A 22,204-nucleotide genomic window follows, 5' to 3' on the forward strand; every position below is an offset into this window, starting at 1 on the left:
ATACAGAATGGAAGAAAATAGTTTTGAAGCCCGTTTGCTTCATACGCCTTACGAGAAGCCGGACGCCTATGGCTCATTGGCAATGCCGGTCTATAACACTGCTGCTTACGAGTTCGAATCGGCGGAAGCGATGGAAGCCGCTTTCTGTGGCCGTACGTCCGACCATGCTTATTCGAGGATTACGAATCCGACCGTACAATATTTTGAAGATCGTGTGCTGTCCGTTACCGGAGCCATGAGTGTCACCGCCCTTAATTCCGGTATGGCCGCCATTTGCAACACGTTGATGACGATCGGGCGTGCAAAAGCCAATATCGTCACTTCCCCGCATCTGTTCGGCAATACCTGGTCATTGATGAAGACGACGCTGGCCGCCTTTGATATCGAGGCACGTTTCTGCAACCTGACCGATCCCGACGAGGTCCGCGCCCATATCGACTGCAACACCTGTGCGATCTTTCTCGAAGTGATTACCAATCCGCAGTTGGAAGTGGCCGACCTGAAGATGTTATCTTCTATCGCAAAGGAGGCGGGAGTACCTTTGATCGCCGACACAACGATCGTTCCTTTCTCCGTCTTCCACGGAAAAGATTTCGGTATAGATATCGAGATCGTATCCAGCACCAAATATATCTCCGGCGGGGCAACAAGCATAGGAGGCCTGATACTTGATAACGGGACCTTCGACTGGAGCCATTTCATCACACTGAAACATTGGTATGAACAGTTTGGCGAACGCGCTTTCACCACCCGCCTCCGGAAGGAGATACACCGGAACCTGGGCGCTTATATGACTCCGCAGGTCGCCTACATGCAGACGCTGGGACTGGAAACCATGCCCATCCGTTTCGAACGGCAGGGAGCAACTTGCCTGGAACTGGCTGGCCGGCTGCAAACGCTGGAAGGTATTGTGTCGGTCAATTACACCGGCCTGAAAAATAATCCTTATTATAAACTGAGCACTGCCCAGTTCGGAAAATATCCGGGAGCCATGCTGACATTCGACCTCCCTTCCCGTGAGGCTTGCTTTGCCTTTATGAACCGCCTGCAACTGATCCGCCGTGCCACGAACCTGTTCGACAACAAGACATTGGCTATTCATCCGGCAAGCACCATCTACGGCAGTTTCACCGAAATGCAACGGCAGGAAATGGATATCAGCCAGCAAACAATCCGCCTGTCGGTCGGACTCGAATCGGTTGACGATTTGTATAACGACATTAAACAGGCTTTAGCCATACGCTGATGCGGACGCTTATCATAGCCGATAACCAGGATATCACCAAAGCCGGCATCCTTTACCTGAGCGACAGGATGCCGGACCTTGGCCTTGTGACCGAGGCTGCCGACAAACACGAGCTGCTTCAACTCCTCCAACAGCATCCGCAGGCTGTCGTAATCCTCGACTACACGCTTTTCGATTTGACGAGTGCCGACGAACTTCTGATCTTGCAGGAACGTTTCAAACAGGTCTCCTGGATACTTTTCAGCGATGAACTGAGCGAAGATTTTATCCGCCGCATCCTCTTCAGCAGCGAGGCTTTCAGCATCGTCTTGAAAGATGCCCCGTCAGCAGAAATACGTGCGGCCCTGCAATCGGCTTTACATTCCGAACGTTTTATCTGTCAACGGATTCATAACCTGCTTTCAGAAAAGAAAATAGTCCGTGAACCCAAAGAGCACCCCGTACTGACCTCAACAGAAAAAGAAATACTGAAATCCATCGCTTTAGGCAAGACAACCAAAGAAATTGCCTCCGAGCGTTTCTCCAGCATCCACACCATCACCACCCATCGCAAAAACATTTTCCGCAAACTGGAAGTAAATAATGTGCACGAGGCAACCAAATATGCCCTGCGCGTTGGGATAGTCGACGCAGCGGAATACTATATTTAATCAGACCATATCTTCCCCAGTCTTTACAATCTCGACTTTCAATGTCTTGTGGAAAGGCGTAAAGCGGGAGATAACCATCACCACAATCGCAAAGATGAGCACGTAGCCGATGATCGTTTTCAGGGCAAGCAACAGGCTTTGCGATTGCAGGGTGATGTAAAGACTGTTTGTAGCCAGTTGCACGGCATCCGTCATGCTATGTCCCTGTGCCAGTGCATTATTGAGCGACTGGTTGTATTGCTGTGCCGCCAGCGGGTTATCGAGGTGCATATTCTCCGAGAGGATCGCCATATCCCGCAATTGCAGGCGGTAAAGCATATTATTGAAGAAGGCCGACGAAAGAGCAGGGGCTATGACCGAACGGCAGGATATCAGGAAGAACGCATTATATATCATCAGCTTCGGATTCATATCTTCCACTGCATACACACCGAAAGCGATAAACAGGATCATCATTCCCATTCCCCGGAGAAACATCGGAAGATATAACATTTCATACCTCCCGTCCGGTGTGATTCCGAAATAGAGGATAGCCAGATAGATCACATAACACAGCATCCCTCCGGATATCAGTATCCTGAAACGCCACCGTTGCCAGCGGAACCACCAGAAACAGATCACCGCCCCGCAGATAAACCCCGGTAGCATCCAGAGATTCAGAAAATTGGCATGTACGCTGTCTACCCGTATGATATTATTCATATAACTGGTCACCAGCGAACTGGTGGAAGAAAAGAACATCACCAGCATCATGAAGAAATAGCCGATCAACGCCTTGCTGCTGTTCAGCACTTCCAGTTTCAGATACGGATTTTTCCGCGTCTTCTGCCGGAACAGGAATAACCAGACTAATACCGGCAGCGACAACACATACACCGTGATTTTAGCGGACGAAAACCAGTCGAGTGTCTTCCCGTAAGTGGCCGACCAGATGGTGAAAAGCAGGATAGAGGCCATGAGCAGGATGCTTTTCCAATCGATCTCTTTAAAAGGAAAATAGACGGGACGCCTGGCATACCGGAAGAACATCAGGATAAAAGAGATGGCAACCAACAAGAGCAGGATAACGAAGTAATACATATACTGCCATTGGTAGTAATAGGCCAACTGTGCCGTGACCGCCATCGAGACCTGGCCTGCCGAGAACACGATCGGGTAGAAGTAAGCATAAAATTCGCTGCGCACATTCTGCGGACTGAAAAGTGGACGTATCATCAGGATGATCTCCAGCATGGCGAAACCTTTCAGAAAACCGATAAAGAAGCTGCATACGATAATGATATCCATCTGGTTCACCTGTGCACAGATAAAGCTGAGGATCACCTGCAACAGGAGGTCGATCAGCAGGATCGTTTTAGTGGTCACTACCGGACGCACTTTCGGGATCAGCGGATAAGCAACCGCCATTCCCGCCGATGTCGCATAGTAAGCCATGCTGATGTCTTCGCTCAACACACCCAGCGTTCCCGAAACTTCAGTGATAGTCCCAGTATAGGCTCCGTTGATCAGGATGATCAGCAGCATTACGGTAAAAGCCGTAACGATCCCCAGCCAGCGGGGGACCCAGGGGCGGATAGGGACATTCAGGGGTGTTTGTGTAGCCATTATGCTGTATTATTCAATGTCTTTTCAATGCTTCCGTTTCCACCATCATGCCGGCACGGAGCAGGTTCATGTCTTCGGGCGAAACGTCTGTCAGGTCGATACGCACAGGGATGCGCTGTTGTATCTTGACGAAGTTGCCGGCAGAGTTATCGGTCGGGACGAGGGAGTATTTGGAGCCGGTCGCTTCGGAGATCGCCGTCACGGTGCCGTGGAAAATGCGGTCGTCTACGGCATCTACTTTGATGCGTACTTGCTGGCCGATGTAGATATGGCTGATTTGTGTTTCCTTGTAGTTGGCGGTTATCCATTTGTCGTTGTTGCGGACGAGGTAGCTGAGGGTTTGTCCGGCTTGAACCAGCTGTCCGGTCTCCAGCGTGCGGCGTCCCATGTATCCGTCGAAGGGGGCGGTGACGACTGTATACGACAGGTTGAGCTGCGCCATCTCCAGGTCGGCTTCTTTGCGCAGGATGGCCGCTTTCACACTGCCGCTTTTCTTGCTCGTCTCCGAATATTGCGATTGGGCGGCACTCTTTTGGCGGAGCAGGGATTCGTAACGGGCTTTCATGGCTTCGTATTCAGCCTTGACCTGTTCGTATTGCTGTTGCGAGACGGACTCTTCGGCCAGGAGGTTGGCATAACGTCGATGGTCCTGTTCGAGTTGCCGAAGGTGGGCTTCCGTCTCGGCGATATTTGCCTCCTGTACGCTGATATTCACCTGGGAGGTTTCGATGCCGGAACTTAGTATGTCTTTAGAGGCCTGGGCGTCGAGGAGGGCGGCTTTGGCATCTTTCAACTTGATACGGTATTCCCGGTCGTCGAGGATCAGAAGGGTGTCGCCTTCCTTTACCTGCTGGTGCTCGGTGAAACGGACTTCCCTGATGTAACCCGGTACGCGGATATTGATGGGAGTGATATATTGATCCACTACGGCGTCATTGGTGATTTCGTAGTTGACATATTTCCAGAAGTAGTTGACCGTCCATGATATGCCGCTGAAAGCGAGCAGGATACATACGGTGTTGAGGGTGGTATTCCTTATTTTCAGTCTCCTCAGTTGTTTTCTTTTTCTATCTAGTCCGGACATATTTATCTGTTTTTAATTGAGTTATAAATTGCCGTACGCATGCATCAGTTGATAATAACTGTAGATGGCCTCGGTGCGTGCATTGGTCAGTTGCAGTTCGGCTTCAAGCCTGACGCTGCTGGCATCGAGCAGGTCGGTCAGGATGGATAGCTGGTTGAGGTAACGGTTGCTTACGATACGGTAGTTCTCCTCCGCTTGCCTGACCGACAGGATCAGTGCCTGTACGCGGTCGAGCGCTTCATGATGCCTGATCCAGGCGCTTTTGACATTAATACGGATATCCTGGCGGATTTGTTCTTCCTTATTTTTCTGGATATTGACAATTTGTTTTACCTCATGTATCTTATGTTTATTCTGATAGAGGGATGACAGGTTGTAGGAGAGGCTTAAAACGATATTCCAGTTGTTGGAGAAGACGTCTTCCATCGTAGTGCTTAGCGGGCGTGCCAGGGTATTGGCGGCACGTACCGAGAGTGAGGGCAGATAGTCGGCTTTTGACAGGAATATATCGTTTTCAGCCAGCTTCGTGTTGTAGCGGGCGATCTGTAATTCGGGATAGTTGAGGTAAGCCTGTTGGACGTAGGCATCATAGCTTTCCAGTGAAACGGCCGTGTAAAGCAATGCCGTGTCGGGTTGCAGGAGGAATGTTTCATCCAGTCCGAGCAAGACGTCAAGTTGCTGGGAGACGATTGCGATATTATCGTCTGCTTCGCGGCAAGCCAGCTGGTCGTTGGTGAGTTGCAGTTCGCTACGCAACTCGTCGTTGCGGGTGACGATACCTTCTTTCTTCAGGCGGCGGATATCTTCAAGTCTGCGGGTGGACTCTTCCACGTTACGGGCAAATACGTCTTTTTGTTTGTAGAGACTGAAAAGGTCCATATACTGACGGAGCAGGAGCAGTTTGACTTCGGCTTTGCTACTGGCCGAATTGAGTGCTGCAATCTGTTTCTCCAACGAGGCACGTTTGATATTATAATGTATTTTGCCTCCGCGATAGACGGGTTGAGTTACTTCTACATTATAATTATGCGACCAGTCGGGCAGGTCGGGATGAACCGGTTGCGTCAGTCCCTGCCGGAAGACGGTAGACTGTCCGATATATCCGGTCGTCGCACCGATACTGATACCGGGCAGACGGGCCGTTTGCGCTGTTTTTTCCTTGTCGGCTGCGACGACTTCCTGCATGTGGGAGGCTTGCAGGCGCAAGTTGTTTTCCGTACCCAGGCGGAAGAGTTCGTCGAGGGTAAGAGAATAAGCCTGTTGGGAACAAGTCGCAACAGGCTTTCCTATAAACAGTAACAGTAAAAAACTATATTTGATCAAATATCTCATTCAGTTTGCTTAGATGTTTCATACAGGCTTCCATATGTTTGGTGTTCATTTGCTGCCCGACCTGGGTGTACATGTCTTTCAGGAGGGATTTGATCTTGTCGGCCACCTTTTCTCCTTCGGGGGTGAGGTATATCAGTTTATTACGGCGGTCGTTGCAATCTTCCTGCCGTATAACCCATCCTTTCTTCTCGAGATTATTGATCAGGTTGGTGAGGCATGCTTTGTCTTTCGCTGTTTTTTCGGCCAGCGATTGTTGGCTGACTCCCTGTTCTTTCCACAAACAATGCATTACCTGAAGCATTTCAAAGGTCATATCGACGTTGTTGCTTTTCAGTATTCGCTGAATGGTCTGGCGGAATGTCATGCGTGTCCTTAATACTAGTAGATTAAGTTCGTGAGCTAATTCACTATCTGTCATACTTGCTGTTTTTATCGGCGCAAAGATAGATATTTATCGGATATTAGTCAAATGTTTGACTAATTATGTGTGAAAAACTAAGGGAAAGAAGTTCGATATTTATCAGATTTGAACTATCCGATTATTGACCGGTTGTACCTGTCTCCCCTCTCAAGAGGGGAATTGGTTACTCCCATCACTATAAACTGATAGCTCAATTATTCCTAAATTGGCATATTGCCACATTGGCTCATTATTTTCTAAATATGCTTCAGTTTATAGAATATAGATAAGGTCTCGTTTATAACGGATATTCTTCGAATGCATATAATACGGTAGAAAGATACCGCTCTCCGGTATCGGGTAATAGGGCAACGATTGTTTTGCCTGCATTCTCCGGCAGTTCCGCCAGTTTTAGAGCAGCGTATACGGCAGCACCGGAAGAGATACCTACCAGCAATCCTTCTTTTTGTGCCAGTTCACGGCTGGTACGGATGGCATCGTCATTTTCTACCTGAATGATTTCATCGACGTATTTGCCGTTATATGTTTTAGGAATGAATCCGGCCCCGATACCCTGTATCTTATGCGGTCCCGGTTTACCACCGGAGAGGACGGGGGAGTCGCTCGGTTCTACCGCTACGATTTTCACATTCGGATTATGTGCTTTCAATCCTTCACCGACACCGCTGACTGTTCCGCCCGTACCTACACCGGCTACGAAAATATCGACTTTACCATCCGTATCGCGCCAGATTTCTTGTGCAGTAGTCTGTACATGTTTAGCCGGATTGGCCGGATTCTCGAATTGTTGCAGGATGACGGAACCAGGTATTTCATCACGTAATGATTCGGCTTTGGCGATAGCTCCCTTCATGCCATCGGCTCCGGGAGTTAATACTAGGTGGGCTCCAAGAGCTTTTAATAAATTGCGGCGTTCTATGCTCATCGTTTCCGGCATTGTCAGAACCAGTTTATATCCTTTGGCGGCAGAAACGAAGGCGAGTCCAACCCCGGTATTCCCGCTTGTCGGTTCGATAATGGTCGCTCCCGGTTTCAGAAGTCCTTTCTGTTCTGCGTCTTCGATCATTGCCAGGGCGATGCGGTCTTTCACGCTGCCTGCCGGGTTGAAGTATTCCAGTTTACCGATCAGTTTTGCTTTTAATCCTTTGCTTGCATTGAAGTTGGAGAACTCTAATAACGGAGTGTTACCAATCAGGTCTGTCAGTTTTTTTGCTACGTTTGCCATATCATTCTATATTTTAGTTGTTCTTATTTATGCAACAAAGATAAGAGGAGTATTGATTATGGGAAATACCATAAAGAGGGTATATTTTATTTTTTACTTTCTACCGGGTAAAATAAAATCTCTTATATTTGCATACATTCTGAATGTGGAAGATGGAGGATAACGAATTGATATTATTATTGAAGCAAAACAGTAAAGAGGCTTTTACTGCTTTATATAAAAAGTACTGGAGGCAGGTATACAACTTCAGCCGTCTTTACCTGACCAATCAGGATACAGCAGAGGAAGTCGTGCAGGACGTTTTTATAAAAGTGTGGGAAGGGCGTGACTTTATGCGTGAAGACGATAATTTCAAAGGATTGATGTTTATCATCACCCGCAACCTGATATTTAATCAACACCGGAAAAATTTGAACGAAGATTTTTATAAAATGACCGTCCTCGCCGCTATGGAAGATTCATACGATATTGAAGAGGAGATAGAGGCTAAGAACCTGAGCGAATATATTGACATGCTTATAAACGAGTTGCCGCCACGCCGCCGGGAAATATTTAACCTGAGCCGGAAAGGAAACAAGAGCTATAAAGAAATAGCCGAATTATTGAATATATCGGAGAAGACTGTTGAAAATCAAATTAGTGAAGCGCTTAAATATCTGCGGAAGAATATCACTCTACTTTCTCTTTTCCTGTAAAAACCGATTCCCTTTTTTCTTTTATTCTTAGAAAATTAAAAAAAAACGATGGGCGGATAGGGGTAACCTATATGCTCGGGGGTATTTATTATAAAGCAGATAAAAAGAAATGGATCAGGATAATAAAAGATATATATTAAAAAAGCTGATGCAGGATGCATTGGGAGAGGAGGAACGTACTGCACTGAATGAGCGGGATGCAGTAAAAACACAAATGTTCAGTCAGTGGAACAATGCCCCGGATGCTGCGTATATTGACCGGGCTGACAGTATGCGGATATGGCATCGTATACGGCAAAGTATTTGGGACAATGCTTCTGTAAAAAGATATTTATTCTATAAAGTTTATAGTGTGGCAGCATCTGTTTTATTGTTGTTGGCTGTCGGAGGGATGGCTTATTATCTAGGAGAGAAAGATAATATTCCTGTTTATGTTGTTACGTCAGGTATTCAGAATATGCAATCGGTATCATTGCCGGACGGGACGGTCGTACAGTTGGGACCCGGTAGTAAATTGACCTATCCTGCTGCATTTACAGGAAAAACACGTGAAATACATTTAGACGGTCAGGCTTTTTTTGATATCCATAAAAATCCTCACAAGCCTTTTATTGTACATACTTCGGAAATGGAGGTGCAGGCTCTGGGAACAGCTTTCGAGGTGTTTGATTATGATATAGAAAGCAAATCGGAGACTGTCCTGTTAAATGGGAAAGTCAAGATAGGAATAAATAATTCAAAAGGTGATAGAGCTGAGTTTATTTTGTCGCCGAATGAAAAGATGGTATATGATCAGCAAGCAGATTCGGCCTATGTTTTAACTGTCGATGCAGATAAATATACTTCATGGCGAAAACAGAAGATAGTCAGTTTCGAAAATGAAAAACTATCCATGATTATTCCACGTCTGGAGCAATGGTACGGACGTAAGATTATGTGCCAGCAAGATCTGGCGGATAAATACCGCTTTACATTTAAGGTAAGGGATGAATCATTGGAACGGATATTGTTTATGATGGGAGAATCATCTCCTTTAAAATATCAAAAGACAAGTAATGGAAATTATGTGTTAGTTCTCAAATAATTAATAATCTAAATCTATAGCCTATGGACATATCGAGCAGTTAACCTAAAAAAATTGGAAGATACCTGCAAGTACCTTCCAATCCGTGAGTTTTCAAGAAAATGCACGTCATAAGGAGTCCAAGCCAACGACTTGCATTTATTATTCATTAAAAACAATACAAAGTTATGAAAAAAAACAATGACAGGGATTGTTGTGTCCCGTTATTAAGAAAAACAATTCGCATTATGAAGATCACAACCTTATTTTCATTGGCTGTTGCCTGTTGTATTTCTGCCTCCACCTATGCGCAGGATTACAAAGTTTCAATCAAAAAGAATAATGCCAGTATCATTGAAATACTGAAAGAGATTGAGAAGAACAGTGAGTTTACTTTCTTTTTTAATGACAACCATGTAAATGTAAATAAGAAAGTAAGTGTAAATGCTAAGAATGTAACATTGGATGAAGTTCTTATGCAGATATTTAATAATACGGGATATGATTATCAGATTATTGATCGTCAGGTATTAATTAAGGCTTCTACAGAACCTAATCAGGCTACGAATGCAGCACAACAGAAGACGAAAATTGTATCGGGAGTTATCAATGATGAAACAGGTTTGCCTGTTATTGGTGCAAACGTGGTAGAAAAAGGGACGACAAACGGTACAATAACGGATACCGAAGGGAGGTTCTCCCTTAACGTAGCGTCTGACGCTACGTTAGTTATCACTTATATTGGATATGTAACGAGTGAGATACCTGTCATTGGTAAGAACTCCGTAACAATCACCTTGAGAGAGGATACTGAAGTTTTGGATGAAGTTATCGTTGTTGGTTATGGTACCATGAAAAGAAAGACCTGACAGGTTCTGTAGCCGCTATAAAAGGGGATGATTTGGCAGCCCGTAAGACAACACAATTATCTACTGCATTACAGGGTGCTATAGCCGGTGTGACGGTAACCCGTGATAACAATGCTCCGGGGGCAGCTGCCGGTAGTATCCGGGTTCGTGGTATTACGACGATTGGCGATACCAGTCCGTTAGTAATTATCGATGGTGTACCCGGTAGTATTAATGATGTGAATCCGAATGATGTGGAAAGTATGTCTGTTTTGAAAGATGCAGCGTCATCTTCCATATATGGTTCACGTGCAGCGGCAGGCGTCATTTTGATTACGACTAAGCGAGCCCAGGAGAAAAGTCTGTCGATCGATTATAATTTTGAATATGGATTGGAGATACCAACCAAGCAACCGAAATACGTAGGGGTTAAACGTTTTTTGGAAACGACCAATGAGTTACGTTATAATGACAATAAATCCGGAGGCTGGAACCAGGCTTATTCGGATGATGATATAAATAATTGGGAAAAATATCACCAGACAAACCCTGATAAATATCCTATGACAGATTGGGTTGGGATGATTTTGAAAGGTTCGGCTCCGCGTCAGACTCATACGATTAGTGTAGCCGGAGGTTCTAAGACTGTAAAATCGAATGCTTCATTCGTCTATGATAAAGTGGACGGTTTATACGCAGATCGTGATTATGAGCGTTTCATGATTCGTGCCAATAATGATTTTACAGTGAATAAGTATTTGGGTGCGACATTGGATTTTAATTTTAAACGGACAAAAAATCATCAGCCTTATTATTCCCCCTTCTCTGATATGCGCTTAGCTCCTATGATTTATCCGGCTGTATGGGCTAACGGAGAATATGCGAGCGGAAAGAATGGTAATAATCCCTATGCTGTAGTAAATTCCGGAGGTTTTAAAGATGAGTGGTATAATCAGATGGGAGGACGTGCTGCAATTAATATAACTCCACTTGAAGGTTTGAAAATTTCAGGAGTGATCGCACCTAATTATACATTCGAGAAAAAGAAACATTTCCGTAAGGCGGTACCTTATTCTTTGGAAAATGATCCGAATATGATTGGCGGTTACATGGAAGGCTATAATACAACAAAATTATCAGAAGAGAGGAATGACAGTTATAATATAACAATTCAAGGAATTGTCAATTATATGAAGACTTTCGGTAAGCATGATTTGAATTTGATGGCTGGTTATGAAACTTATTATTCATCCGGTGAGAATCTGGGTGCTTCCCGTGATCAATATGAATTGAGTAATTTCCCTTATTTGAATGTAGGTCCGTTGGATTTGCGTGATAATAGCGGAAGTGCTACGGAGCTGTCTTATAGATCCTGGTTTGGCCGTGTAGCTTATAGTTTTGATAACAGATATTTGTTTCAGGCGAATATTCGTTATGACGGATCTTCCCGTTTTCATTCTGATTATCGTTGGGGAGTATTTCCGTCTTTCTCTGCCGGTTGGGTGTTAAGTGAAGAAGCATTTATGGAGAATGCGGATATTAATTGGTTATCTTTTCTGAAATTGAGGGCTTCTTATGGTACGTTGGGTAATGAACGGATTACGGACAAAGATGGAAATGCCCTTTACTATCCGTATCAGGCTTTTATCAACTTCAGTGATGTCCTGTTCTATCAGAATGGAACGGTTGTTCCTGAGTTATCAGCGGCGCAGTGGCTTATGCCGTTGAAAATATCTCCTGGGAAACAACAAGTTCGGTAGATATCGGTTTGGATGCTAATTTCTTTAATAATCGTTTGCGCTTTACGGCTGATTATTATAACAAGCAGACGAAGGATATGCTATTGGCTTTGGAAATCCCTGATTATGTCGGGTTTGATAATCCTCAGAGAAATACAGGTAAGATGTATACCAATGGATATGACATCGAATTAGCTTGGAATGACCGTATAGGGGATTTGACTTACGGAATTTCTGCGAATTTCTCCGACTTTGTTTCTAAGATGGGAGATTTGGGTGGAACGGAATTCCTGGGAGATCAGGTGAAATTGAAAGACAGTGAATTTAACGAATGGTATGGTTATTTGAGTGATGGTCTGATGCTGACGGAAGAGGATTTAAAAGGACCTAAATTGAATGATAACGTACAATTGGGCGATGTTAAATATAAAGATATTTCCGGACCTGACGGTGTACCTGATGGAAAGATTTCTCCTGAGTATGACCGTGTTTTATTAGGCGGATCTTTGCCGCGTTTTCAATATGGAGGAACGCTGAATCTGGGCTATAAGGGCTTTGATTTCTCTGTTGCAATTCAAGGAGTAGGCAGGCGAAATACCCGTCTATCCTCTGCAATGGTACAACCGCTACAAGCAAACTGGGGGAATACTCCGGCGATTATCGACGGTAAATATTGGAGTGAAAAAAATACGGAAGCACAGAATGCCGAGGCTATTTATCCTCGTCTGACATATTCTAATAATAGTATAAACTATGCCATGTCAGATTACTGGTTATTTAATGGCCGTTATTTCCGTTTGAAAAATCTGACATTAGGTTACACATTACCAGCGGAGTGGACAGAGAAAGTGATGATCAAGCAAACTCGTATTTATGTGGCAGCCAATGATTTGTTCTGTATCAGTAAATATCCGAAAGGTTGGGATCCGGAGATGGGAAGTTCTGCTTATCCGATTACTACGTCTGTGTTATTTGGTTTGTCTGTAAAATTTTAAAAGAATAAAAAGATGAAACGTACATTTATCATATTATTAGGATGTTGTTTGGGCTTAAACTCTTGTTATGAGTTAGATTTAAATCCTCTGTCGCAGGCATCCAGCGAAAATTGGTACTCCAATGAGACTGAAATAGAAATGTCGATCAAAGACTTTTATAGAGATGCATTCTGGCCATTGGACAATGAAGATAAGACCGATAATTTTATTTATAGGGAAACTCCCTCTGAAATTATAAAAGGGACCTTTAATGGTCAAAGCGGAGATGTTTCAACGTTATGGGCCAATCAATACAAATCTATCGCACGAACGAATACTATTTTGTCCAATATGGATAAGGCGGCAGATATGGGTATTTCCGAAGAAAAGATAAAACGGTATGAGGCTGAGGCTTTGTTTCAAAGAGCTTCTTGTTATGCCAGACTGGTCACTTATTTCGGAGATGTTGTTTACGTGACAAGTGTGGTCGATATTGAAGAGGCTTTTACACTTGGTCGTACTCCTAAATCGGAAATAGTACCGAAGATTTATGAAGATTACGATAAAGCGGCAGAAGGTTTGCCGGAGAAATATACCGGTGTATCTTCTTTGCGTGCAACAAAAGGAGCAGCCCTGGCATTGAAGGCTCGTTTTGCTCTTTATATGGGGGATTGGGAAATCGCGGCTGATGCTGCTAAAAAGTGTATGGATTTAGGACTTTATAAATTGCATGCGGACTATGCCGAACTTTTTTTGATGACTACTAAAAATTCAGAAGAGTCGATTTTCTTGTTACCCCGTTCTATCGAATATAAAGTGACGTTAGGAAACTGGACGGTTATGAATGAGGTATCAAGAAATCCGGGTGGTTGGGGCGCTTTTGCTCCGTCATGGGATTTACTTGCTGCTTATGAATGTACAGATGGTCTTCCGATAGATGAATCACCTTTGTTTGATCCTCAAAACCCATTTAAATATCGTGATCCGCGTTGTACGGCGACGATTGTTGAATTTGGAACCCGGCATTTGGGATTTGATTATAATCCGCATCCGGATGCAGTGGAGGTAATGAATTACAATACGGGTAAGATGCAGAAAAACAACGATGCACGTGTGAATGCTCAGTTTGCATCTTATAATGGATTATTATGGAAAAAAGGAATTGATGAAACATGGCTGGAGAATGGGAAGGATGTTGATCCCGATAAAATAATTATCCGTTATGCAGATGTTTTACTCATGTATGCTGAAGCAAAGATCGAGTTGAATCAGATAGATCAATCCGTATTAGATGCAATTAACAAGGTTCGTGCCAGAGCATATGGAGTAGATTATACAAATATAAATGCCTATCCGGCAATTACTACAACTTCTCAACAGAAGTTACGTACGATTATCCGTAACGAACGACGTGTGGAATTTGCAAAGGAAGGTTTGCGTTATATGGATTTGGTCAGATGGAAAATTGCAGGAAAAGCATTGACGCGTCCTAATTATGGAATGCTATATCCGGTAAGCTTATTGCGTGAAAAGATCATAGATAAAGGCCTATGGTTTTGGCCGGATGTTCCGCAGATTGACGAAGACGGTATTCCTGATTTCTCTGCGATGGAAAAAGCCGGACTGATAGCTCCAATGTCTCAGCGTATGTGGAACGATCGTCAATATTTATGGCCGATTCCTACGAAGGAAGTTCTTATCAATGAGAATTTAAAACAGAATCCCGGATATTAAATTCGTATAAATAATTCTTATATTGGCTTCTCTCTTGTCTTAATGCGTATAAGCGTTGAGAGGAGCCTTTATTGCTAATTTTATAACAGAAATAAAATGAAGATGAAATTAAACAGTACGATAGGCATATTGACAGTACTATCGATAATGAGTTGCTCGGCACAAAAAGAGTCTAAGAGAGTTCCGGATTCGGTATCCGGTATTTATCCTCGTTTGGCTTATTATAATAATGAAGGAGAATGTGGAACGGGAGCCGTGGTTCCCTGGGCAGACCGGCTATGGGTTATTACCTATGGGCCGCATTTACCTAATGGCTCTTCGGATAAATTGTATGAGGTAACATCCGATTATCGCCAGATTATACATGATGAGAGTATAGGAGGAACTCCGGCGAACCGCATGGTCCATAAAGAAAGTAACCAGCTTTTTATTGGTCCGTATGCCATTGATAAAACAGGCAAAGTTCGGGTGATACCTTATTCGGTAATGCCCGGACGTCATACCGGTAATGCCCGTCATTTGACGGATCCTGCCCATAAAATCTATTACGGTACGATGGAAGAGGGTTTTTATGAGGTGGATGTCAATACGTTGGAAGTAAAAGAATTATATCAGGATGGAAATAGAAAGAAAGGTATAAAGGATGATACGAATGATGTATTGCCGGGTGTGCATGGAAAAGGTTTCTATTCGGGACAAGGCGTTGCTGTTTTTTCCAACAATGGGGAAGGTACGGCTGAAGCATTGAAAAAGTTTGATGTAAAAGCTGGTGTTTTAGCTGAATGGAATGGCAAAGACTGGAAAACGGTTCGGAGGAATCAATTTACGGAAGTAACAGGTCCGGGGGGCATTTATGGAAATACGAATCCGGAGACAGATCCTTTGTGGGCTACGGGTTGGGATCATAAGTCTGTTTTACTGGGAGTACGTGATGCGAAGAAAGGTTGGTCTTTCTATCGCCTTCCGAAAGCCAGTCATAGCTATGACGGAGCGCACGGATGGAATACGGAATGGCCTCGTATCCGGAATGTCGGAACAGAATCCAATCCTGATTATCTGATGACGATGCACGGCATGTTCTGGCGTTTCCCCGGTCAGTTTACGGCAGATAACAGTGCCGGTATCCGTCCGCGTTCTGCTTATCTGAAGGTTATCGGTGATTTCACCCGTTGGAACGATCAGCTTGTTTTCGGATGTGACGACTCGGCTCAGAAAGAATTCCTGAATAAACGTAAGGCAAAAGGAAATATAGAAGGTCCCGGCCAATCCAATTCCAATCTGTGGTTTACCTCTTTTTCGAAACCGGATGAATTAGGTCCGGCAACAGCCGAAGGGGCTGTTTGGGCAAAAGAGAGCATAAAGGCAAATGAAGCCTCCGAGCCTTTCCTGTTTGCCGGCTGGGCGAATCGTACCGGTTGGATTAAGAATGAGGGAACACAACCGGTAACTTTTGCCTATGAAGTGGACGAAACTGGTACGAACGATTGGAAAACAATAAAATCCGTAACTGTAAGTCCGGGAAAGGCCGCCAGTGTTATATTTCCGGCAGAGGATAAAGGAGAATGGATTCGTGTGAAAGCAGACAAGAATACATTGGCAACAGCTAGTTTTTCTTATACGACACCTGATACCCGTTCTGTACAACCAGCAATGATTTATAAAGGTATGGCTTCTGCTACGGATAAAAATTTAACCGGTGGTTTATTGTACGGACTTGGAGATAACCGTCGTGCTTTGGGTTTGTTGGCTAATACCGTTGTAAATGGTAATACGGTTGAAACCGGCTATTATGAAATGGGCGATAAATTGGAGTTAGTTCGCAAGGATGATGCTGAAACGGCTGGTTTGATCCGCTCAAAATTTGCTATTCCGCAACAAGTTGTTTCAATAGAAAATAGCTCGGTATTAATTATCGACGACCTGGGACGCAGATGGCGCTTGCCATTAGGGGACAAGGCGTATACATCTTTGACGAATGAGGGGCAACTTCGTATTTGTCGCGAAGTGGCAACAGAGCGCGATTTATTTTCCTGTATGGGTACATTTTATGAACTTCCTGCCGAAAATGCAGATGGTTATGCAAAGATTCGCCCCGTTTCTACTCATAATTACCGGATAAATGATTATGCTTCCTATCGTGGAATGCTTGTCTTGACGGGGGTGAATCCGGAAGAAGGAAAGGATAATGAACATGTCATTGTTTCCAACGATGGTAAAGCGGCAGTATGGGTAGGTGTTATTGATGATTTGTGGCAGTTGGGTAAACCGCTCGGAAAAGGTGGTCCGTGGAAAGATACGTCAGTAAAAGCCGATATCCCGTCTGACCCTTATCTTATTGGATTTTATGATAGGAAAAAGTTAACCTTATCGCATCAGTCTACTGACGATATTACTTTTACCATTGAAGCAGACCCGACAGGAAACGGGGATTGGATGGAATATATGGTACGGAAAGTGAAAGCGGGAGAAAAATGGACATATGAGTTTCCGGCAGAGTTCCAGGCTCGTTGGATTCGTTTCTCCACAGATGTAGATACAAAAGCTACGGCGTGGCTGGAATATAAATAGGCTTGGTAATTGATCAAAATAAAAGAGTTGTTATGAATAAGTATAGTGTATTGATTATCTGTTTGCTTTTTGGCCTGAATCTAAGAGGGCAGGAACAGACATGGAGAGAAATCCCGTATTATCTGAAAGGATACGAAGCCGAATACGCAAAATCACCTAAAGAGGCAGCTTTGGCATGGTTTAAGGATGCTCGTTTTGGCTTGTTTATCCATTGGGGACCAGCCTCTTTGTATGGAAAAGGAGAATGGGTGATGTATAATGACGCTATCCCTTATAAAGAATATGAGCAGAAAGCCAGAGAGTTTAAAGGAGAGAAATTTAATGCCCAGGATTATGTGGATTTGGCGGTCAGAGCTAAAATGAAATACATAACTTTTGTAGCAAAGCATCACGATGGTTATACCTTATGGGATACAAAAGCTACCGATTATAATAGTGTGGATTATCCTGCACAACGTGATTTTGTAAAGGAATTGGCTGTCGCTTGCCGGAAAGCCGGATTAGGTTTGTTCATTTATTATTCGATCGGTTTGGATTGGCACCATCCTTATTTTTTACCGAGTTCTATGTATAATCCGGCTCGTCCCCATTATAAGGAAATGCCCGACGAGTATGCTTTTAAAAAGGTGGAAGATTTTAAACATTATCTGAACTTTGCGAAAACGCAGATTATGGAATTGTGCACGCAATACGGACCGATTGCCGGGCTTTGGTTTGATACAGTCGGTGGTGTATATCAGCATTCCGATCTTTTTAATATACAGGAAGTTTATGATATGATTCATTCAATCCAGCCGCATGCACTGGTTGTGTTTAAAACAGGTGCAAATGGAAATGAGGATTTCATTACAGGTGAAAGAGAAATGGGTTCTTTGGCTTCGGTGTTTAAGAGCGCCGGCTTACCTCAGCAAGTGCAGGATGCTGCTGATCATTCGTGGGAAAGCAATAAAGGAAAACCGGCTGAATTGAATATTCCTATTCAAACATTGGGATGGGCTTATCATAGCTCTCCGCGACAGAGACAAAAGTCGAAGGATGAGGTTATGGACTTATTGAATTATTGTGCAAAGATAAATGCCAACCTGCTTTTGAATATAGGGCCACTCCCTGACGGCACAATTTTGGAAGAAAATGTGAAGACATTGGGTGAAGTTGGTGATTATCTTGAAAAGAACGGTTTCCCGGCATTGAATACAAAAGATTATATGGATTATAGAACAAAGGCTGTCCAACAGATTGATAAGGAGAAAGAGAATCAAACTGCCAGGTAAATGTAATGATTTATGTGAAAAAACAGTAACTTTATCGCATCAAGTAACTATATGGTTTATTTATAATCAGTAGAATAAATTTTATAAGCCTATATCAATGAGAACACGGACATTAATTACATTATTTCTATTCCTGAACCTGTTATCGGTAAGAGCCGCCGACCTTTTCGTTGAAGCTGAAAGTTTCAGTAACAAAGGAGGCTGGGTAGTCGACCAGCAGTTTATGGACCTGATGGGATCGCCGTATTTGCTGGCCCATGGTATGGGTGAACCAGTAGACGATGCTTATACTGAAGTTACTTTTCCTGAAAAGGGGGAATATTATGTATATGTCCGTACATATAACTGGACTTCTCCTTGGAAAAAAGGAGAAGGTCCCGGTAAATTCAGTTTGTCGGTAGGAGGTAAAAAGCTGGCGTCACCGTTAGGAACCGAAGGTACAGCCTGGATGTGGCAGGTCGCCGGTAAGGTGTCGGTGAAAAATCTCAGGACAGTGGTCAAGCTGCATGACCTGACAGGTTTTGACGGTCGTTGCGATGCTATTTATTTTACTACGGAAGAGGGGCGGATACCTCCGTCCGATATGAAACAACTGGAAGCCTTCCGCCGGAAAGCGCTGGGTTTTCCGGATGAAGCGCCGTTGGCGGGACAATATGACCTGGTTGTTGTCGGAGCCGGTATTGCCGGGATGAGTGCCGCTGTGTCGGCTGCCCGTTTAGGATGCAAGGTCGCTTTGATTAACGACCGTCCGGTTATTGGAGGTAATAATAGTTCGGAGATCCGTGTCCATTTGGGAGGACGTATCGAAGAAGGCGTCTATAAGGAATTGGGAGGTTTGCAAAAAGAATTCGGTCCGGAAAAGGGAGGAAATGCCCAACCTGCGGAAAACTACGAAGATCAGAAAAAACTGGATTGGCTGGCAAATGAAAAGAATGTGACTCTTTTCCTGAACTATCGTGCAATCGGCGTGACAAAAGATGGTAATAAAATAACATCCGTTACAGCTCGGCATATCGAAAGTGGTAAAGAACAGAAGTTTGAAGCCCCTCTCTTTTCAGATTGTACGGGAGACGGAACAATAGGCTATCTGGCCGGAGCCGATTTCCGTATGGGACGTGAAGCCAAGAGTGAATTCGGAGAGAGTATCGCTCCCGAAAAGGCCGATAAGATGACAATGGGTTCTTCTGTCCAATGGTATTCCGTAGACAATGGAAGAAGCTCGTCTTTTCCGGATTTCAGTTATGGCGTGGAGTTCAATGATAAGAATTGCGAGAAAGTCCTGATGGGTGAATGGACCTGGGAGACCGGAATGAACCTGGACCAGATTAAAGATTTTGAACGCATTCGTGACTATGGCATGCTGGTCGTTTATTCCAATTGGAGTTATCTGAAGAATCAGATGAAAGAGAATACTCAGTACCGCAACCGTAAACTGGGCTGGGTGGCCTATGTGGCAGGCAAACGGGAATCCCGTCGTTTGATGGGGGACTATATTCTGAAAGAAGATGACATTACAAAAAATGTCACCCATGAAGATGCTTCTTTTGCTACGACCTGGAGTATTGATCTGCATTGGCAGGATCCTGCAAACAGCGCCCATTTTCCGGGAAATGAATTTAAGGCGGTAACGAAACATATCCTAATCCATCCGTATCCGGTTCCTTATCGTTGTCTTTATTCCCGCAATATAGATAACCTGTTTATGGCCGGGCGTAATATCAGTGTTACGCATGTTGCACTGGGTACGGTCCGTGTGATGCGTACGACAGGGATGATGGGCGAGGTTGTCGGTATGGCCGCCTCTTTATGTAAGAAATACGGAGTGGAACCCCGCAAGGTGTACCAGTCTTATCTGGAAGAGCTCAAAGTGCTGATGAAAGAGGGGGTAAATAAAAAAGGATTACCCAATAACCAGCGTTATAATGAAGGAGGAATATTAAAAGAAAAGCCTGTCGTTAAATAATATCCGGTTGAAAACTACGCAAACCTTTGCGTAGTTTTTTTTCGTATAAGCCGTAGCACTCAATATATAAAAGTTATACATTTGAAGCATTAAAAGCTTAATTCTTAATACAATGAGACTCTATTCTTTATTATTGTGTGCGTCAGCTGCCTGTTGGTTCGGTATGCAGGATATAAATGCCCAGATCACTGAAAGACCTCGTCCCGCCGAATGGGATCATCTGGTTGAAGGCGCCCGGTTTATAGACCGTTTTCTTCCGATGCCGGCGGGAAAACTGAGTAGTGATGTCTGGGGAGCCAAAGATGTCGTTCCACGTTATGTCGATAACGGTATCGAAGATGATGTTCGTTCCTATTGGGGAGGAAATATCCTACTGGGAGAAGATAACCAATATCATTTATACGTCTGCGGCTGGCCGGAGAACTCTCCGAAAGGACATATGTTCTGGCCCAATTCGACAGTTTACCATGCCGTATGTAAAAATTCGGTAGGTCCTTTCATAATAAAAGATACGATAGGGCCGGGACATAATCCGGAAGCGTTCCGGTTAAAAGACGGACGTGTTGTTGTTTATGTAATCGACGGATATTATATTTCCGATGGCCTGAACGGTCCGTGGACTCGTAAGAAGTTTGATTTTGATAAACGCGACCGCCGTATCATAGAAGGTCTTTCCAACCTGACCTTTGCTCAACGGGAAGACGGTTCCTATCTGATGGTTTGCCGTGGAGGAGGTGTATGGATCAGCCAGACCGGACTTTCGCCTTACAACCAGATTTCCGATAAGCGGGCTTATCCTCCGGTAAAAGGGGAGTTTGAAGACCCTGTTGTCTGGCGTGACCACGTTCAATACCACTTGATTGTGAATGATTGGTTGGGGCGTATCGCCTTTTATCAACGTTCAAAAGATGGTGTCAATTGGATAACCGATCCGGGAGAGGCTTACCTGCCGGGAGTCTCTTTCCATGAAGATGGAAAAGTGGAAAACTGGTTCAAATACGAACGAATCAAAATCTTTCAGGATAAGTATGGCCGTGCCATCCAGGCAAACTTCGCTGTTATCGACACATTGAAGAACGAAGATTTGCCAAACGATAACCACAGTTCCAAAAATATCAGCATCCCCCTGAATCCGGGTGTATTGCTGACTGTTCTCGATACGAAGCCGATTACGGAGAAGACAAAGACTATTCGTGTTAAGATTGCTGCCGAAGAAGGATTTAATCCGCAAACGGATATCGACCTGAACTCTCTTCGTTTCGGTGCATCTACGGAGGTGAATTATGGTAAAGGTTGTAAAGTGCTCAGTACGAAGAATGAAGGAAAAGACCTGGTCGTTACTTTCGATGCAAAAGGAAATGGTATAACCGCAGAAGAATTTGCGCCCAAGTTGTTAGGGAAAACAACTTCCGGCAAATTACTTTTCGGATATGCCCGTTTACCTTGGGTTAGCTATAATGACCCTATCCTTTCTGCCCGGATGCCGGTATTTGCGTCGGATAGCCGGAGTATCAATGTCGTGGTTGAGAATTTCGGTCAGGTGGCTTCCCAAAAGGCTTTCTTGTTATTGGAACAACTTCAGGATGGGAAAAGGAAGGTTGTCGGACAAGCCAAGTTATCACCGCTTGTTCCTTACGGCAAAACGGGTATGACACTGACCAATCAAATGACGTTTGAAAAAGGAAAAGCATACGATTTCATCTTGACCATCCGTACGTCTGACAATGTCGTATCCACCTATAATTTCCGTACGACTCCGATAGAGTAAGTATCAATATAATAAATA

At 44.1% G+C, this 22,204-nt stretch carries 14 protein-coding genes and 1 pseudogene; 10 read left to right on the forward strand and 5 right to left on the reverse strand.

Features of this window, described 5'->3' with window-relative positions:
- The first annotated feature begins 7 nt into the window (after window positions 1-7).
- Together DXA15_RS12790 and DXA15_RS12795 are read left to right on the forward strand one after the other, a co-directional pair.
- Window positions 8-1,246, forward strand: coding sequence for a PLP-dependent transferase (locus DXA15_RS12790; protein WP_128134279.1), 1,239 nt, complete (start codon window positions 8-10; stop codon window positions 1,244-1,246).
- On the forward strand, window positions 1,246-1,896 hold the full coding sequence (locus DXA15_RS12795) for a response regulator transcription factor (protein ID WP_128134280.1): 651 nt from the start codon (window positions 1,246-1,248) through the stop codon (window positions 1,894-1,896). Before DXA15_RS12790 ends, DXA15_RS12795 begins: the two co-directional genes overlap by 1 nt.
- Here the strand turns inward: DXA15_RS12795 and DXA15_RS12800 are convergent, their stop codons facing one another.
- From DXA15_RS12800 to cysK, 5 genes are all read right to left on the reverse strand, one after another.
- Window positions 1,897-3,501, reverse strand: coding sequence for an MFS transporter (locus tag DXA15_RS12800; RefSeq protein ID WP_128134281.1), 1,605 nt, complete (start codon window positions 3,499-3,501; stop codon window positions 1,897-1,899).
- Window positions 3,502-3,514: 13 nt separating this feature from the next.
- Window positions 3,515-4,585, reverse strand: a complete 1,071-nt coding sequence (locus DXA15_RS12805) for an HlyD family secretion protein (RefSeq protein WP_128134282.1) — start codon at window positions 4,583-4,585, stop codon at window positions 3,515-3,517.
- A 21-nt stretch (window positions 4,586-4,606) separates the two neighbouring features.
- Window positions 4,607-5,917, reverse strand: coding sequence for a TolC family protein (locus DXA15_RS12810; RefSeq protein WP_128134283.1), 1,311 nt, complete (start codon window positions 5,915-5,917; stop codon window positions 4,607-4,609).
- Window positions 5,895-6,335, reverse strand: coding sequence for a MarR family winged helix-turn-helix transcriptional regulator (locus DXA15_RS12815; RefSeq protein WP_007658207.1), 441 nt, complete (start codon window positions 6,333-6,335; stop codon window positions 5,895-5,897). Before DXA15_RS12815 ends, DXA15_RS12810 begins: the two co-directional genes overlap by 23 nt.
- Before the next feature lie 280 nt (window positions 6,336-6,615).
- Window positions 6,616-7,563, reverse strand: a complete 948-nt coding sequence (cysK, locus tag DXA15_RS12820; RefSeq protein ID WP_128134284.1) for a cysteine synthase A — start codon at window positions 7,561-7,563, stop codon at window positions 6,616-6,618.
- 152 nt (window positions 7,564-7,715) lie between these two features.
- On the opposite strand from cysK, the gene DXA15_RS12825 reads away from it, so the two are divergent.
- The 8 genes and pseudogenes from DXA15_RS12825 (at window position 7,716) to DXA15_RS12860 (ending at window position 22,186) form a co-directional block, all read left to right on the forward strand.
- Window positions 7,716-8,258 (forward strand): RNA polymerase sigma-70 factor, encoded by a 543-nt coding sequence (locus tag DXA15_RS12825; RefSeq protein WP_128134301.1) that lies wholly within the window; start codon window positions 7,716-7,718, stop codon window positions 8,256-8,258.
- 109 nt (window positions 8,259-8,367) lie between these two features.
- On the forward strand, window positions 8,368-9,342 hold the full coding sequence (locus tag DXA15_RS12830; protein ID WP_128134285.1) for a FecR family protein: 975 nt from the start codon (window positions 8,368-8,370) through the stop codon (window positions 9,340-9,342).
- Between the two features lie 167 nt (window positions 9,343-9,509).
- Window positions 9,510-12,903 (forward strand): annotated as a pseudogene (locus DXA15_RS12835) (TonB-dependent receptor).
- Window positions 12,904-12,915: 12 nt separating this feature from the next.
- Window positions 12,916-14,616 carry a RagB/SusD family nutrient uptake outer membrane protein gene (locus DXA15_RS12840; RefSeq protein WP_128134286.1) on the forward strand — a complete coding sequence of 567 codons (1,701 nt, stop codon included), beginning with the start codon at window positions 12,916-12,918 and terminating at the stop codon, window positions 14,614-14,616.
- Window positions 14,617-14,718: 102 nt separating this feature from the next.
- Window positions 14,719-17,184, forward strand: coding sequence for a hypothetical protein (locus tag DXA15_RS12845; protein ID WP_128134302.1), 2,466 nt, complete (start codon window positions 14,719-14,721; stop codon window positions 17,182-17,184).
- Window positions 17,185-17,216: 32 nt separating this feature from the next.
- Entirely contained in the window at window positions 17,217-18,455 is a 1,239-nt protein-coding gene (locus DXA15_RS12850; RefSeq protein WP_128134287.1) for an alpha-L-fucosidase, read from the forward strand.
- Window positions 18,456-18,552: 97 nt separating this feature from the next.
- Window positions 18,553-20,418 (forward strand): FAD-dependent oxidoreductase, encoded by a 1,866-nt coding sequence (locus DXA15_RS12855; protein WP_128134288.1) that lies wholly within the window; start codon window positions 18,553-18,555, stop codon window positions 20,416-20,418.
- 112 nt (window positions 20,419-20,530) lie between these two features.
- Window positions 20,531-22,186: a glycoside hydrolase family protein gene (locus DXA15_RS12860; protein WP_128134289.1), complete on the forward strand. Its 1,656-nt coding sequence runs from the start codon at window positions 20,531-20,533 to the stop codon at window positions 22,184-22,186.
- The last annotated feature ends 18 nt before the right edge of the window (window positions 22,187-22,204 follow it).

This window comes from Parabacteroides sp. AM58-2XD, assembly GCF_003463685.1.
Lineage (GTDB): Bacteria > Bacteroidota > Bacteroidia > Bacteroidales > Tannerellaceae > Parabacteroides > Parabacteroides segnis.